Below are 15,655 nucleotides of genomic sequence, written 5' to 3'. Positions count from 1 at the left end.
GCCTAAAGTCTGCCGAGCGAACCTAAGACCAAAAAACCCCAGAGGTGGAGGCAGTTGCGAAACCCCAGCGATGGGAAGAAACAGAAACCTAATCCGTGAGGCTTAGGAATCACCGTGGCTTTAGCCCGGTGAGGATGTCAACTACACCATTACGCATATTCTCCGGGCCGACGGAGCAAAGCAAAGGGATTCAGAGGGCGGATTTTATCGACAGGGTAGAGATCGCCCTCTTGCTGATGCAATTGCTCCCGTGCTGCTAACCATTCAGGATTCTGCTTTTCCCAAAGAGGATGACGCACTAGAACAGCCGCATCACCACTTTTTTTACGTTTATGGATGGCTCCCCACAAATTTCCATATTGCTGAGGGGCATTGTATTTAAGACTCTCTAACAACTTGCCCGTAGATGAAGTTGTGCCCTCCACCAAACGTAACCATGGATTCGGCACATCTACCGCCCAAGGCGTTTGCAAATCTATCACAACCGCCGGCTCTTGAATAATCCGCGCCATCTCCAGAGCCAATCGCCAATCAAGCAAACCGTGATAAGCCTGATTCGCATAGTCTCGCAGGCAACCATTGCAGGACGTGTCACAGTCGGAACCATGGGCCAACCACCGTGCCGCCAAGCTATTGGGCTTTGTCCAGTCGGCTTGTTCGAGCAGCTTTGAGAACTGGGCAGGTTCAGCCAGATGGCTACAGTAACCCGCGCCATTGTCGAGGCTATCGGACAAAAAGGCTTGACCCACCACGCGCCCCGTTGCCTCGTCTTTAATCACCCGAAACCCGGCTTCTAGTTCCTGGGGGTCTACATCTAAATGCGCCGCCGCCGCAATCCGTAGCCAAAACGCCAGTGAATACCACGCCGAGCGACCTTCAACCGTCGTCGGGTCAGCAAACACACCCTGCGGCCACCGGTTAACACTCAGGAGCAAAATGTCGGTCTTGCGTTTGGAAAGGAGCGCGATCCGATATTGTTTGCCGCTAGTTTTGACATGATCGCTGTTTGTTTCGGTTGCGTAGGCTCCATGAACTAAAAAGCTCTGCCCTTTTTCTGGAGTAATCACAACCTTCTCGAAAAAGTCAAACCCTCCATTACCACCGTTGTCATTGACTGAAATGATTTGATCGTTGGCTCGACTTACAGTTGCATTGCTGACCACCTCTTTTTTTGGATCATTAAGTTTTGCATCAAAACTTAAAGTGGCGCGAGTTGCCCGAGGTTGCCATTCAAACTGTCCCTTATAGTCTTCTGGGCTAAGGTTTGACAAAAAGCCAGTGGGTTCACGGGCATCAATTTGACGCAGTTCGGGTGCGCCACAAACTGGACAGTCAATCTCTTGAGGTGCTTTGCCGCCACGAGGTGGATCAATCAGACTGCCGGGAAATTCGACAGCCTGACAGTTACGACATAAACCAACTGCTCGTCCTTGAATAGTTTGACCCTGTTCGACTAAAGGTGTGGTGAAGCCAGAACTCCAGCTTAAACGTTTACCCTTGCGAAATAAATTGATGACCCCACAAGCCGTATGAACTTGCTTGTCTTTAACCGTTTGAGAGCCGGGGGCAAATTGGCCGAGGGCAATATCGAGGTTGCGATCGACCACTTCTTTTTCTGGCGGCCATGATCCTGTTGAAGTTGGCCAACGAGTGTAGAGGTTGCGTGTCCGGGTGGGGAAACCAAACATCGGTAATAGTCCGGCGTTGGCGAGACGTTCGCTCAGTTTGGTTTGGGTATAGTCGGAACTGTTTGCAATATCAGTAATTTCAGGGAGCAGTTCTTGATGGATGTAAGGCAAAATTGCATCACATTCCGCAGGCTCAAATTGGTTTTGTACTCGCAGGGCCTCAAAAATTGCTGTCACTTCAGTTTGATTTGCCGTTTCAGTGAGCCAATTTTGTACCCTTGGTTCATAGCTTGCCCATTCCGTAGAATTCCCAAATTCACCATGTACCTGATCTGGACTGGCATCTTGTACAGCCTCACCATCGGATTGAGCTGCGAGTCGTGCATCTGGCATGGCTAATCGCAGCACTTCTTTAATTAGCACCCGTTGCAAAATTTCGGGACGGCGGAGGTCTACATAGGGCGCAGGTGGTGGATCGCCCGTCATTTGATCAAGACGTTGAAAATAGTAGTCATCGTGGCTGCGACCCCGACAGAATGTCACTGCTAACGATACCCCGGTTGATCGTCGTCCGGCGCGACCCACACGCTGCTGATAGTTAAAACGGCGGGGCGGCATATTGGACATCATCACGGCGAGTAATGCGCCAATATCAACCCCGGCTTCCATGGTGGTGGTGACGCTGAGGAGGTCGATGCCTTGCACGCGGGGGATTTCATTCTGGATGAAAACGTCTTGAAACCAACGTTGACGGGTGGGGCGATCGCCCTTATCGGTCTGGCCGGTCAACTCTTCCGCATTCATCCGAAATCTTTGTCCTGCTCTTTTGATCAGGTAGTCGTAATATTCCAAGTCAGAACGGCGATCGGTTAATTCGAGCCTTTGAGGTGGAGACGATTTACTTGCACCGCTACACAAGGGACAGTAACCTGCTGCAGCATGGAGATAAAAAGCATTACATTGCGGACAGCGATATCCCTTTTCTGAACTGGCAGCAACAAGGTATAGTTTGTCAGAATTGAGAGCCAAACTACCACTTCCTGGCATCCCACAACTGCCGAAAAGAGCATTACGAATTCGCTCTTGATCTAAGTTTAGCAATGGATTTGCTTGATTCACTTTTTCAAGATAGTGCTTGATGTAACCCGGTAAGTTTGTGTCGCTTCCTTGTCCCCGAAAATACTCGTAGTAAAGATATCGATGGTGTAAAGCGAGTTCTCGAATAATTGCATCAAGTGCTCCAAGCTCATTTTGCGAAGGTTTTCCTAACCACTCAGTCGATACCAGACCCAAGCCAATTCCCTCAACAGTTCGCGCACGGTGAGGGAAAAGACCATACATAATTTCTCCAAAGAGATTATCATTTATCCTCTCTAGATAGTCGCTTTGATTTTTGCCCAGATTGACTTTCCGATTAGGAACTGCACCGGATTTTATATTTTGCCAGCTAAAGCACTTAAACCAGGGCTCACCTTTATAAAAAAGAGCTTTAGGTAATGCACCACCTGGACAAATTCCACACTTCAACAATTCATCATGTACTTTATCGCGCAGTGTTGAGATTCGAGTTTTTCCTGGATAGTTTTCCAGTAACCGTAACCACTCGTCTAACTGGTCTTGGTTACGTGTTCGTTTAACTTCAATCCAGCGGGTGCCTGCGCTGGTAATTCGAGGGTAAGTTTCTTCAAAGCGATCGGCTCGTTCAAGATCATCATCTCGTTCTGGTTGAGAAGCATCTTGGTAAAGCTGAGGATAGGGCTTCAGCTTGTCTAGCTGTTCTATCTCCCCTTCACAAGTCACCCGTAGAAATGCAGCTAAGTCTTCACTAGATTTATCTAAGTTTTGAAATAGCAAAGATCGCACCATATCTTGGTAATGATCCCGTTGCATCCCCGTCGCCAACTTTGCCGCATCCTGGCGACTATCAGAGAAAATGACCAACTTGCGTGATGAGCCTTGATCAATATTTTCGGGTAGTGGCATCTCACGGAGTAACGCACTGGCGATAACCTGACTCGCCTTACCAAAGCCTGTACGGTGCGATCGCGTTGGACTCTTAATCCGGCGACCTTTATAGTCAACATCACAGCGAGGGCACTTGGTGGGCAGTGCATCTAAACTACTATCTTCTTTCCCTAACTGATCGGGAATAGTATAGAGCCAGCCGGGAACTTCATTAGTATTAAGCTTTCCTTTTTTTGCGTCCATTGAGCTAACAATACTCACCACACCTGTAACAAAATTGAGTTTGGCTGCTGACCACTTACGTTTGATTTGATCGGCAGTCCACTCTCGATCAACGGGTTCTGTTTCCGTCCAAGATCGTGCTGTTTTAGGAATGGGCCAGAACACCCGATACTTACCATATTTTTTGGTCAACACAACCTGATCAGGAATTCCTTCTAAATCTGGCTGATCCGGTGTTAATACTTCTCTGCGCTTCGTACTCATCTCCTGCTTCAGGAGCTTACTAAACCCACCCAGCAACACATCCCCACACGATTCACAAACCAGTAAATCTAAAACCCGAGATCCACAACCACAGGTGAGCTTATGAGTGTCATGCAATGCGCCAATTGTCGGTTTAGTTTCTGGATCTTGGCGGTCTGAATGATTGCAATTATCATCTGTACAATCTGGATTGCTACAGGCCCAAATATTTTCCAGATTATGGAAAAACAAATGCCCCCGCACAGGCTGCAAAAACTTCTCATCTTTCTGAGCAATGCCCAAGGCTATAAACAAGCCTCGCAGTGCATCGGAAACCAACTGCCCATTCTGTTTAGCATTTGGAAAGAGAACCGAATCGATTTGGGTAATGCAAGTCGCCCGGACTTCGCCATTGTTCTCCATTTGGCAGGCATCCCGCAGGGATTCCGCTACACCATCACCTTGATTACCAATTTGTTTTAATGATTTATAAAGCTGGGCTTTCGGCTCTAAGCTCTCATCTACACAACCCAACTCATGGGCCAAGGCTCGTATCGCTGCATCAGATACATCCGCCTGGGTTAGAGTGTCTTTTTCAATTGGATTAGGTTCAACTGTTTGGGCAAATTGAGTAAATGCGGCTTGATGGTCTTGCACCCAAAACCGTGCATTTTTTACGGGTTGGACTTGGGGTTGGCTGATGGGATCTGCAAAGTTATCGCGTCCGAAGAATTCCTTGAGGAAGCGTCGCCCGTCGGTAGAGTTATCTAAACTTGCCGTGGTGGTGAGAATTCTTAACTGCGGTGAGTCAGCCGTTAAACCTAAACGATGGTAAAGCAAACGTAATAGATAGGCAACTTCTGTGCCGGGTGTGCCGCGATAGGAATGGAGTTCGTCAACGATGAGGAAAAATTGATTTTCTGGATCGCTAGCTAGCCATTCTTTGGTTTTGTCGAAAATGTCCTGCTCAATCTGCCGCATCATCATGATGTTGAGCATGGAGTAGTTGGTGATCAGAATATCCGGCGGTGTGGCTTGCATATCCCAGCGCGATCGCATTTCACCGCCATCTAAACTCGGAAAATAATACTGAACGTCTGGATTTTGAGCGATCGTTTGCAGATCTTGAATCGACTGCCACTGTTCTTCTTGTTCCGCCAGCATTTCCGCTAGACGTTTAATCGTGTGGTCTTTTTGTTCTCCAGAAATAGGCGTGAGTCCGGTATATCGCCCAAACGTGATCCGATTTTTGCCTCGATCTTGATCCAGCCATTGGTGAATCGTTGGATGCTCTAAAGATTGCCGCAAACGCCGTAACTGATCTTCAACGAGGGCATTGAGTGGATATAACACCAACGCTCGAATCGCTTGGGGACGCTGGGCGTGTGTCCATTGGCTCACAAAATTTTTGTTAGGGTTAACACCCTCATCCCACCAGCGATGATTACCCGGCGGTGGTGGGCAAGCATCCCAGGTCTTGGATTCTTTAGCTAGTTGTGCCAACAGCGGTAACAAAAAACATTCCGTTTTCCCGGAACCCGTGCCTGTGGTGACGACGATATCCTTGTGGTTTTGACAAACTGCTTCAAGGCTTTCCCATTGATGTTTGTAGAGTTGCAAATCTGACGGGAACAGAGTTTGACCGAGATGAGCTAGATCTTCATAACCTGGTAAGGCTTGGGCAGCTTGGGCGAGATTTTTACCTGAAGACTCGTAAACCGGGACAGGTTCAATCAGTGGCGGCTGACTAAGCAGACCACGCGGTGGCTGCTCTAGGAGACCACGATTGAGAATTTTTTCTCGTTCTTCGGCCAAGACCCGGTAACGCATGGGAAAGGCACTGCGGATGTAGAGTTTGTAAATGTGGTCGATGCGTTGGTAGGCTCCGATAACATCGTGCATAGTATTAGAGTCCTCGACAAGTCAGTGAGAGTTTTTCGGTGAGCCAGTAGGCAAGTTCAGGTGTGATATTTCGGTATATCAACCAGTTTTGTTCGTGAGTCTGATGCCAACTGGGAAGATAGCCAGAGGCAAGAACAAGAGCACGTTCATAGAGTTGAGTCCAACGTTCAGTTGCTAGGATTGCAAGCTGTTTTTGTTGCGGTCGATAAGCACATTCTTGAAGTTCTTCGCTGTGGTAAAGGCTTAGAAAACGTAAACCATACCAGTCACCTTGTCGCCAAATATCGGTGTCAGCTTCGTAAAATAGGGTTCGGTCAGGATGGGGTTGGTCAGGTTCGCGGCGCATTTCGTAGAGTCCGGTCTGGTCAGGTAGTCCATAACGTTGAAAGTCTTGGCTTTCGGGTTGATACTGTCGCCAATGCCGTTGGCTTTTCACGATGCCACCAACTACAGGGAGGCTGGCTTGCCATTCTTGGATGGTGGGCAGACATTCGGCAAGGCGTTGGGCGATGTCGCCTGGTTTGTGGATGGGGATTTCGCCGAGTTTTTCCAGTTGGTCGTAGGTGGCGCGATCGCGCCATGTCACCTTCCACCGAGGCAACCCAAACGCCACGGGTTGACCTTCTAATTTAACTTCGGCTAATTTCTCCAATTCTTGACGTAAACAGGCATTTTGTTGACCACAAAGATAGAACTCAACATTTTCAGGGTCGTGATTGAGAGGAGCGAGAGCGGTGGGCGCGATCGACCATTTTTTACCGTTGGGTGAGGTCTCGATGTGACCGAGTAATTTCAACTTACGCAGCACACGACTCGGTTCTTGTATTTCTAAACTCTGGCAAACACTTTGAAATATTGCCCAAGAACCATTACCTTTAGCCGAGAGCCAATCGAGCAGATTGATGAGGTGTAGGTTGGAGATTGGTGGTTCCTCCAACACTTCAAAATTTGTGAAAGGATCATGATTTAGCCTTGGCTGTGGCTCCTGAAACGGGATTGGGTTGGTGTATTCTTCGACCTTATGAGCAGGTCCCACCATTTCCTTGATCTGCTCATAGGTAAAAGGGCTTGCATCTTTAACTGCTGGAGAACGAAAACAGGGTAGAGGATGTAGATAGTCTTCAAACTCTGTAGGGAACTGACCGGGTGATGGGCTTTCAATTGCCACAAATAAGAAAAATTGCCCCTTCGCTCTCTTTTCCAGACGAATGAGGGGAACAAGGCCGCTAAGATCGAATTCGTGGACTTTGCGAGTAATGAGTTCCAGAACCTTTTGGGGATTTCCGCCACAACGAAATCCGGCATACCACCTCTCAATCTTTGTTTTACGTTGGAGAGAAGATTGTGATAAACGACGGTTGAGACTGAGTTTTGGGTTGGGCATAACCTAATTAATCCAACGAGTTAGACTTCAGACAAAACAGATCCGCAGAGCAAACGGGCATTGGGCAATGTCACCGCCTCGGTCAACTCAGGTGTACCCAGTTGTAGTGCATCCCAACTCATGATGCGCACGAAGCATTCCGCCACGTTATTACCATGAATCGCACGGATGAGATAGCTGCCTACATGGGGGATCTCTAAGGGGTGAGCTTGGCTTGTTGCGATCGCTTCGTAATGCTGAATACGGTCTTCATCGGGTAACTCCAAGACTTCGATCTGAACAGTCTTCATGAATCCAAAAACTGTCAGGCTCGGCGGATGACCCTGAAGCCATCCTTTTTGATTGGGTGTTCGCAGCCCTCCGGATAAGGAGATGGCAAGTTTTACTTTGGGATTGAGGGCATCTTTAAGTTCCCAATTTTCAATAAACACGCCCTGCCAAGTTTGAGAGAGGACTTGGAAGTTATGAAGTTCGAGCCAGTGTGTTTCTACCTCTTCAAACGGCTCATATTGATCTGACCATTTCACGAGATTTTCGTCCCGCAAGCGGTTGAGGTCATCTAGTAATGCTTGCTTACAGAGCAAAATAAAGGGCCGACCGAGTTCTGGACTGTGCCAAGTGCCATGTACTCCCGTATCGGGTTCATCGGGATCAGGGGCTAAAATCCAGAAGTCACGGGCAGGAAGTCGCAAGGTTTTTAGATGTTCGGGTTGGGTGATTTCACGACGCACACCATTATCTAAATCCGTAGGTTGAAGGGGTTCACCAAGGCGTGAATACCAACCAGGGCGATCGCTCTCTAATGTTTTAATCTCACCCTGATAGTTAACCTGTACGTTTTCCCATTTCTGTTGGGGCTTTTGTTTGGGGTAGAGATAATATTCGACTTCGTAATCTTCCTCGGAGCGATAGAGTCCTGCAAATAAATTCGGGCTAGGATGGCGCGATCGCCTTGCTCCACTTTCCTCCGGTGCAGGACAGCCCGCCTCTAACCACTGCTGATGAACTTCGTGAATGGCTTCAGAGAGGATAGTGTAGCGATCACCACTTGACTTAATCAACTGGCGCAAATATTCCGGGAATTGTTTGGTATCTTCTCGGAGACGGCTAAACAGGGTTTGAGCGTCCCAAGTTACTGTCCAGTCCTGTTCATAAAAATACTTATCGAGGCGATCGCGGTCAGCCTGACGTAGCAAACATTGCGAGATTGGGTAGTGAATAAACTTCGTGCGGCGACTGTCTCCCTCACAGGCAGAGGGCATCATGTCCTGCTCACGCAACCATCGATTCCAACGTTTCCAAAGTGGTTCTGTACTGCCTGCTTTGAGTCCTTGAGGACGAGCAAACCCCCCTTTGAGTCTCGGATCATCAACACCACCCAGTTTTAAGACCGCTCGCAAGCGTCGGAAATAGTTGGTATCAGAAATGTCTTCATCGCTGGCCATATCGTAGGCAGCTAAAACGAGAACGCCTAAAAAAGCCACGCAGTCGGGAACTGTGGAGTTAGGCGTATGACCCTGAATATTTTCCAGTTCAAGGCGATCGCCCCTTACCACCTGCCGACGCACTGCTGCGATCAAATCCTCTCGCCACGATCCATTGAGTGGCTCCGTCTCAAACTGCTGCTGCGCGATCGCATCTAACGCTGAATCATCAACGCTGAGATAAATACGACTACCATCAGCAACCCCTTGCAAAAAATAGGTCGCGAGGGCATGATTCCAAGCTTGATATGTTTCCATCGACACACTTGCCAAATGAAGAGTAGAACCTTTGGGTTCCATAATGACCTTTTTTTGAAAAAAAAATCAAGCTCCAACGCATCCTCATGGTCAAGAGGTTGAGAGTATGGAATCTCTGAACAGCGATCCATTGCTGATTTGATGCAATTTAAGCATTGGATACTGATGTCTACGATCGCACCTCATCCGTCCTTAAGATCTAGAGTGTCCGACGAGGTTGAATCAGCGATCGCCCCAAATTCCTCTAGAACGCAACTCTGGCTAGTCCCATTTCCTGTAGAATAAGCTTACATTTGTTGTCATTTTTTAACGTTTTGCTGGGTGGTGACACCTGGCAGCCCTCATCATTATTTAGGAGTATTCAGCCATGCTAACCCTCAAAATCATTGTCTCGCTCGTGGTGGCATCTTTTGTGAGTCTCTTTGTGTTTGGGTTCCTATCGGGTGACCCCTCCCGGACTCCGAGCCGCAACAACATGGAATAAACCACCGCGTTTGGTGTTCACGCTATCGATTACGGGGACAAGGGAATCACCTTTGCCCCCGTTCTTCTCTGTGCCAGAATGGGCCCTGGCTACGGAAAAGCACCGGATTCCTTTATTCTAAAGCTGGAATTACTGAGCAGGGGTTAGCAACCTTTTGCGATCGCCACAAGTCGTAGAACCCTGGCGAATGAAATATTTCAAACGTTTTCCTGTTCGGTCATCTGCAAATCGTTATGCCTCAGCCTAGCGTGCCTCCCCACGTTCCCCCATCTCCCCATGTTGCGCCCGCAGAGGTGACAGAACCCATTGGATCATTCAGCGCAGCAACGGGCCACGCAACCCAGATCCAGCCCGCCGCCCCCGAAATTACCCCGCCCAGCTTTAGCCCCTCTACCCTCAGTGCCGCCACTCCCAAAGCCGTCCCGCTAGAATCATTTTCCACCCCCCACACCCAATCCAATGTCCTCGGTCAACCCATGTCCGTCGGCATTACCCCCCCTGCCCCCGCCCCCGCTTCGCCCCGCCAACTCCGGGTGCAAACCCAAGATGGCACGGTGCGCGAATTTGAGATCACCGCTCCAGAGGCTCCCCCCGATCCGGAGCTTGAGGCTGATCCCACCACCGATCCAAACGGAGACCCTGACGCAGATCCCGACGCAGCGACACCAGAGCCGGAACTCACCATTCCCGCCGATCCGCAACTGACCCCCAACCCCCTCGATGTGGTGGAAATCAACGCGGATCATCAAGACTATGACCAAGTCCGGCAGATTGTGACGGCGACGGGAAATGTGATTGTTCGGTTTGCGCGGGGGGTGTTGACGGGCGATCGCGTCCGGGTCAATTTAACCAATCGGGTGGCCGTGGGGGATGGCAACATTGCCATGCGTCGCGGGCAGCAGGTGTTTCGGGGCGACAATTTCGAGTATCAACTGGTGCAAGATGAAGGGGTGATCTACAATGCGCGGGGGGAAATTTATCAAACCACCTCGGCCCGGGATTGGGATATTTCCCGCGAAACGGCGGTGGGATTACCGGAACGGCCCTTGAGCGATCGCCTCGTGCAACAACAGCCGATCCAAGATGTTGTCCCCGTCGAAGGCTATGAATTTACCGTCGGGGGTTTATCCGGGATAACGAGTGGTTCTGCGTCCGGTGCGATCGGGGCAATTCCGGGGGTGACGGGGAATGTGGATCGATTTCGGTTTGAAGCCGATCGCGTTGATTTTGACTCCCAAGGCTGGGAAGCGACCAATATTCGGATCACCAATGACCCGTTTTCGCCCCCAGAACTGGAAATTCGCGCCGAAAAAGCCGACTTCAATCGCCTCTCTCCCCTCGTGGATGAACTGCTGCTGACGAATTCCCGCATCTTCTTCGACCAAAAATTCTCATTACCCACGTTTCAGCGCCGCCTCGTTTTCGATCGCCGCCAGGAAGATCAACGCCCCGGTTTATTCAATATCGGCATTGATGACGGCGATCGCGGTGGGCTGTTCATTGAACGGTCGTTTACCCTGGTGGAGACGCAAAAAGTGCGCTGGACGGTCACGCCTCAATATTTAGTCCAACGGGCTGTGTTTGACGAAGGGTTTGTCGATCCGGACTCCTTTGGGGTGAAAAGCCAACTGACGGCCCGTTTTGATCCGCGTACCTCTTTGGTGGGTTCGGCGGCCTTAACCAGTTTGGATCTTGATAAGGTGGAAACGGAACTGCGGGCCAGTGTGCGCCTCCAACGTCTCATCGGTTGGATCGAAAAACCCCACAGCCTCACCGCAGAATACAGCTATCGCGATCGCCTCTTCAACGGCTCCCTCGGTTTCCAAACCGTCCAAAGTAGCCTCGGCCTCGTCCTTACCTCCCCCACCTATGTCCTCGGTGATAGCGGTGTGACGGTGCGATACCAAGGGGGATTGCAAACCATTAATGCCGACAGCGATCGCGCCGATCTCCTCGCTCCCGTGCGCCGCAATAACCGGATCACCCTCACTCGTTATCAAGCTGCCACCTTTCTCGGTCGCGGCTTGACCCTCTGGCAAGGGAACACCTTACCCCCCACCCCAGAGGAAGGCTTGCGCTACACCAACCGCCCCGTACAGCCCTTTGTGAGCTTGAGTACCGGCCTGAGTGCGGTGTCAAGTTTTTATAGTAGTGGCGATCGCCAACAGTCGATCAGCGGCAGCGTCAGCCTCCAAGGTCAATTTGGGCATTTTTCCCGCCCCTGGTTGGACTACACCGGCTTTAACCTCGGCTATGGCCAAACCGTTTTTGATAATCAATCCCCCTTCCTCTTCGATCGCATCGCCGATTCCAAAACCCTCTCCTTTGGCATCACCCAGCAAATTTACGGCCCCTTCCGCATCGGAATTCAATCCGCCATCAACCTCGACACCAATCAAGAAATCAGCACCAACTACAGCCTGGAATACAGCCGCCGCACCTATAATATTTCGGTGCAATTCAACCCCGTTGTGGGTTTAGGGGCATTTCAGATCAAGATCGGAGACTTTAACTGGAGTGGCTACGGCGAACCCTTCGGCGGCAGTGGGGTGCGATCGGTGAACCAAGGCATCACCAATCCTTAAGAGATAGTCTATTTGTTCTCTTTCTACCCAGATTTTTCCACACGTTTCGTTACATTAACCGAGGCAAATCAGGCAGCACGGTAGCATGGTGCGTTAAGTCGATCAACATCACGGCCAGTCGCAGATGATGAACAGTACCGATCAAGAACGGATTCAGACCTTTTTAGACAAGTGGCTCGGTTCAGCCGGAAACGAACGGGCGAATTATCAGACGTTTTTCGGCGATCTTTGTGGGGCGTTGGGGGTGGAGGGGCCGCCGCCGAAGGGGTCTGTACCGGGCGATCCCTATTGTTTTGATAAGGATATCAAGTTTTACAGCAGCGATACGGCGGAATCAACGCGGTTTGCGGACTTCTATAAAGAGGGCTGCTTTTTAATTGAGGCGAAGCAGGGCAGCACGGAGTCGGGAAAGGGGCATGGGAAGCGGGGCACGAAAACCTACCGCGACAATATGCAGAAGGCGTTTAACCAAGCAAAGTCCTATGCCTACAATCGGATGCTGTCGTCGATGCCGCCGTTTTTGATCACCTGTGATCTTGGCTCCCATTTTGAGATTTGGGAGGGGTTTAGTGGCGAGTATGGTAGCTATGGGGCGCGGCGGCGGGTCAACCTGAAGGATCTAAGCGACCCGAAGATCTTTGATGAGTTTGTCAAGATTTTCACTGACCCGCAATCGCTCAACCCGGAGAAGTATCGGGCGCGGGTGACGCGGGAGGTGGCGGCGGAGTTGGCGACGTTGTCGCGGTGGTTGGAGCAGCAGGGGCATGGGGCTTCGGTGTCGGCGAATTTTTTGATGCGCTGCATTTTTACGATGTTCGCGGAGGATGTGGAGTTGCTGAAGGGGGAGGTGTTTACGGCAATGCTGCGCGATCGCTGGATTCCAAACCCTGATGTGTTCCAAGCGGAGATTGAGGAGCTTTGGCGGGTGATGAACTTGACAGATTAACCGAGAGGGAATGATACTCATCAGCATCAATTCATTGCTGGTTATATAACTTTATGCATGATCAAATGACGTTACATTTCAAACAAGAAGTCACTTGGAATTACAAGCATATTTTTTGTCAGCCAATTCAACCACTTTTCACAACAAGTAAAGGTCTTCTTTTTGAAGATGATTGCTTAAATATACTTTACAAAATGAACTCTAGTTGTGTGGATATGATTTTTGCTGATCCTCCATTTAACTTAGGTAAGTCTTATGGATCTAAGGTTGATGATGAACGCTCAAAAACGGAGTATTTATCATGGATGTATTCTTGGATATCTGAATGTGTGAGAATCTTGAAAGATGGGGGATCTATATTTATATATAACTTGCCTAAATGGAATATTTTTGCAGGATATCATCTTGATCAGCTCGACATGAATTTTCGTCATTGGATTGCTATTGATATTAAAATGAGCATGCCAATCCAGGGAAGACTATATCCCTCTCACTATAGTCTTTTGTATTATTCCAAAGGACAAAGACCAAAGACATTCAAGAAAATACGAACACCAATTCAAGTTTGCCGACACTGTGGAGGTGAGATAAAAGATTATGGCGGGCATCGTAAGTCCATGAATCCTAATGGTGTTAACTTAAGCGATGTATGGAGCGATATCACTCCAGTTCGGCATTGGAAATATAAAAGTAAAAAGAGAAAAAGTAATCAGTTATCAACTAAACTATTATCGAGAGTTCTTGATATGGCGACAAATCCGGGCGATCTCGTACTCGATCCGTTTGGTGGATCTGGTACAACTTTTTCTGTATGTGAATCAAAACATAGGCATTGGGTCGGTGTGGAGATTGAAAGCTGTGAAGTTATTATTGAAAGACTTACGAATAGAGAGGTTTATCAACATTCAAGCTACGATTATGTTGAAGAATAATCCATGACTTTACCTTCTAGCCCTTCCGTCAGTGCCTTTAGGAATCAACGGAACACTTCGATCCAATTGGTCATATTCTACGGCGACAATACGCAGTAAACCTTTTCGGATTGAAACTTGAGACCAAACGTAGAAATATTCACGCAACTCAGTAATGTTTCCTACTCGGTCAGTTATGTACCTTCGCATGGCTTGTGATGGTACAACTAAGACTCCTGCAATTAGACCACCTTTTAACAGTGCATGTAGCATCTTATTAATTGCTCTATGACTCGACGAAATATTGCCAGTTTCCCATTCAAACCCAATATTTTCTATCTCTGATGAACTATATAGTGCATCTAGATTTCCCATCTTTACACCTGACAGTTCAGAAGGCAAACTTTCTACTTTCCATCCACGATCTTTTAATAAATTGAGTGCAGGTTCTTTGATGGGCTTCACACCGTTAGCATGTTTGCCTTCTGGATTAAGCGAAAAGGTTCCCGAACCATGGGGCCAATCAATTGCATGAATAGAATCTTCAATATCCTTCCACCCTCTCTTCCATAAGCTAGAGCCTGTAATATCACTTGATTCAATCACATCAACAACCTCAACTATTTTCATCTCAAGCTAAATATTAATCAGTAGTTCTGAGAGAGAAAGGCCAAGATTGGAAGAAATAATGTAAAGATTCAGGAAAGAGATATTACGCTCTCCTCGCTCTACACCTCCTATATATGTCCGGTCTAGATTACATTGATCGGCAAAGACTTCTTGAGATAACCCCTTTGCTTTGCGTATTTCTCTAATCCTAGATCCTAAGCGAACAAGTCGCTTATCTTTCACTTTGCTCATACCGTTTAATGATGCTCATATGAGGCTTATTAGTCCACGGACTATGAGTATCATTTTTTGTGTATATTTCTTTTCTGACCCAACCAAAACATAAAAATAAGTCATTCACAATCTCAGCGAATCATTGCAATCGCCACTACGAATAAATCTAGGAGAACTATCCCGACATCACCATCACCGGAATGTATAACCTCCTCGAAAAACTCCGCAAAGGCGAACAATTCACCGACAGCGATCGCGACTACAATAACCGCGCCCTCGTCTCCACCCTCAAACAAATTCACGACGAACTCGATACCGCTGTTCTTGATGCCTACGGCTGGCCCCACACCATCACCAACGAACAAATCCTAGAAAACCTCGTCGCCCTCAACGCCCAACGCGCCGAAGAAGAACGCAACGGCCTGATTCGATGGTTGCGCCCCGAATACCAAGCCCCCGACCAAATCCAAGCCACCCAAACCGAACTCGAAGGCATCCTCGCCCCCGAAAAACCCATCATCGAACCCGCCGAACAGCAAAAATGGCCCACCCAACCCAAAGCCCAACTTGCCGCCATCCGTGACCTACTCCGCACCACCCCCGGCAACTGGACAATTCACCAAATCGCCGCCCAATTTAAAGGCAAAATCACCCAAAAGAGGTAGTGCATTTTAGTGCAGGCTAGAGGAAAAGATAGGGGCATCTTGCTCCGCCAGCTTCTCTCTGATGCCCCGATTGTACTCATGGATGAACAGCCATATCGCCCCAATGTGGTTCTCCACCTTTTTCGAGAACGACAG

The 15,655-nt window shown here is 48.8% G+C and carries 10 protein-coding genes; 5 read left to right on the top strand and 5 right to left on the bottom strand.

Annotation, left to right across the window (positions count from 1 at the left end; all coding sequences use genetic code 11):
• Positions 1–149: 149 nt before the first annotated feature.
• Genes PN477_RS15740 through PN477_RS15730 form a run of 3 tightly spaced genes read right to left on the bottom strand, consistent with a single transcriptional unit; the run spans position 150 to position 9,086 of the window.
• The gene (locus PN477_RS15740; RefSeq protein ID WP_272118882.1) at positions 150–5,960 is read right to left on the bottom strand and encodes a DEAD/DEAH box helicase; all 5,811 of its coding nucleotides are present in this window, start codon (positions 5,958–5,960) and stop codon (positions 150–152) included.
• Positions 5,961–5,964: 4 nt separating this feature from the next.
• Positions 5,965–7,344 (bottom strand): hypothetical protein, encoded by a 1,380-nt coding sequence (locus tag PN477_RS15735; RefSeq protein ID WP_272118880.1) that lies wholly within the window; start codon positions 7,342–7,344, stop codon positions 5,965–5,967.
• A 20-nt stretch (positions 7,345–7,364) separates the two neighbouring features.
• The gene (locus PN477_RS15730) at positions 7,365–9,086 is read right to left on the bottom strand and encodes a hypothetical protein (RefSeq protein ID WP_272118878.1); all 1,722 of its coding nucleotides are present in this window, start codon (positions 9,084–9,086) and stop codon (positions 7,365–7,367) included.
• A gap of 367 nt (positions 9,087–9,453) precedes the next feature.
• Here PN477_RS15730 and PN477_RS15725 point away from each other — a divergent pair, with 367 nt between their 5' ends.
• The 4 genes from PN477_RS15725 (at position 9,454) to PN477_RS15710 (ending at position 14,033) form a co-directional block, all read left to right on the top strand.
• Positions 9,454–9,570: a photosystem II reaction center protein I gene (locus tag PN477_RS15725; RefSeq protein ID WP_272118876.1), complete on the top strand. Its 117-nt coding sequence runs from the start codon at positions 9,454–9,456 to the stop codon at positions 9,568–9,570.
• A gap of 233 nt (positions 9,571–9,803) precedes the next feature.
• Entirely contained in the window at positions 9,804–12,155 is a 2,352-nt protein-coding gene (locus tag PN477_RS15720; RefSeq protein WP_272118874.1) for a DUF3769 domain-containing protein, read from the top strand.
• Positions 12,156–12,279: 124 nt separating this feature from the next.
• On the top strand, positions 12,280–13,101 hold the full coding sequence (locus tag PN477_RS15715) for a type IIL restriction-modification enzyme MmeI (RefSeq protein ID WP_272118872.1): 822 nt from the start codon (positions 12,280–12,282) through the stop codon (positions 13,099–13,101).
• A 53-nt stretch (positions 13,102–13,154) separates the two neighbouring features.
• Complete coding sequence (locus PN477_RS15710) at positions 13,155–14,033, top strand: DNA-methyltransferase (RefSeq protein WP_272147428.1); 879 nt, start codon at positions 13,155–13,157, stop codon at positions 14,031–14,033.
• Between the two features lie 9 nt (positions 14,034–14,042).
• On the opposite strand, the gene PN477_RS15705 is transcribed toward PN477_RS15710, so the two are convergent.
• Both PN477_RS15705 and PN477_RS15700 read right to left on the bottom strand, forming a co-directional pair.
• Entirely contained in the window at positions 14,043–14,642 is a 600-nt protein-coding gene (locus PN477_RS15705; RefSeq protein ID WP_272118868.1) for a PDDEXK family nuclease, read from the bottom strand.
• A gap of 6 nt (positions 14,643–14,648) precedes the next feature.
• On the bottom strand, positions 14,649–14,873 hold the full coding sequence (locus PN477_RS15700) for a helix-turn-helix domain-containing protein (RefSeq protein ID WP_272118866.1): 225 nt from the start codon (positions 14,871–14,873) through the stop codon (positions 14,649–14,651).
• A gap of 182 nt (positions 14,874–15,055) precedes the next feature.
• Here PN477_RS15700 and PN477_RS15695 point away from each other — a divergent pair, with 182 nt between their 5' ends.
• Positions 15,056–15,520 (top strand): hypothetical protein, encoded by a 465-nt coding sequence (locus PN477_RS15695; RefSeq protein WP_272118864.1) that lies wholly within the window; start codon positions 15,056–15,058, stop codon positions 15,518–15,520.
• The last annotated feature ends 135 nt before the right edge of the window (positions 15,521–15,655 follow it).

It is taken from the genome of Spirulina subsalsa CS-330 (assembly GCF_028330765.1).
Classification (GTDB): Bacteria; Cyanobacteriota; Cyanobacteriia; order Cyanobacteriales; family Spirulinaceae; genus Spirulina; species Spirulina subsalsa_A.
The sequence above is the reverse complement of the archived record's forward strand: the minus strand, read 5'-3'. Positions and strand labels throughout refer to the sequence as shown.

What these genes read in the sequence shown, in the direction of transcription:
- PN477_RS15740 (WP_272118882.1), bottom strand. Translation starts at nt 5,960, where the DNA reads ATGCACGATGTTATCGGAGCCTACCAACGCATCGACCACATTTACAAA.
- PN477_RS15695 (WP_272118864.1), top strand. Translation starts at nt 15,056, where the DNA reads ATGTATAACCTCCTCGAAAAACTCCGCAAAGGCGAACAATTCACCGAC.
- PN477_RS15710 (WP_272147428.1), top strand. Translation starts at nt 13,155, where the DNA reads ATGCATGATCAAATGACGTTACATTTCAAACAAGAAGTCACTTGGAAT.
- PN477_RS15715 (WP_272118872.1), top strand. Translation starts at nt 12,280, where the DNA reads ATGATGAACAGTACCGATCAAGAACGGATTCAGACCTTTTTAGACAAG.
- PN477_RS15705 (WP_272118868.1), bottom strand. Translation starts at nt 14,642, where the DNA reads ATGAAAATAGTTGAGGTTGTTGATGTGATTGAATCAAGTGATATTACA.
- PN477_RS15735 (WP_272118880.1), bottom strand. Translation starts at nt 7,344, where the DNA reads ATGCCCAACCCAAAACTCAGTCTCAACCGTCGTTTATCACAATCTTCT.
- PN477_RS15700 (WP_272118866.1), bottom strand. Translation starts at nt 14,873, where the DNA reads ATGAGCAAAGTGAAAGATAAGCGACTTGTTCGCTTAGGATCTAGGATT.
- PN477_RS15725 (WP_272118876.1), top strand. Translation starts at nt 9,454, where the DNA reads ATGCTAACCCTCAAAATCATTGTCTCGCTCGTGGTGGCATCTTTTGTG.
- PN477_RS15730 (WP_272118878.1), bottom strand. Translation starts at nt 9,086, where the DNA reads ATGGAAACATATCAAGCTTGGAATCATGCCCTCGCGACCTATTTTTTG.
- PN477_RS15720 (WP_272118874.1), top strand. Translation starts at nt 9,804, where the DNA reads ATGCCTCAGCCTAGCGTGCCTCCCCACGTTCCCCCATCTCCCCATGTT.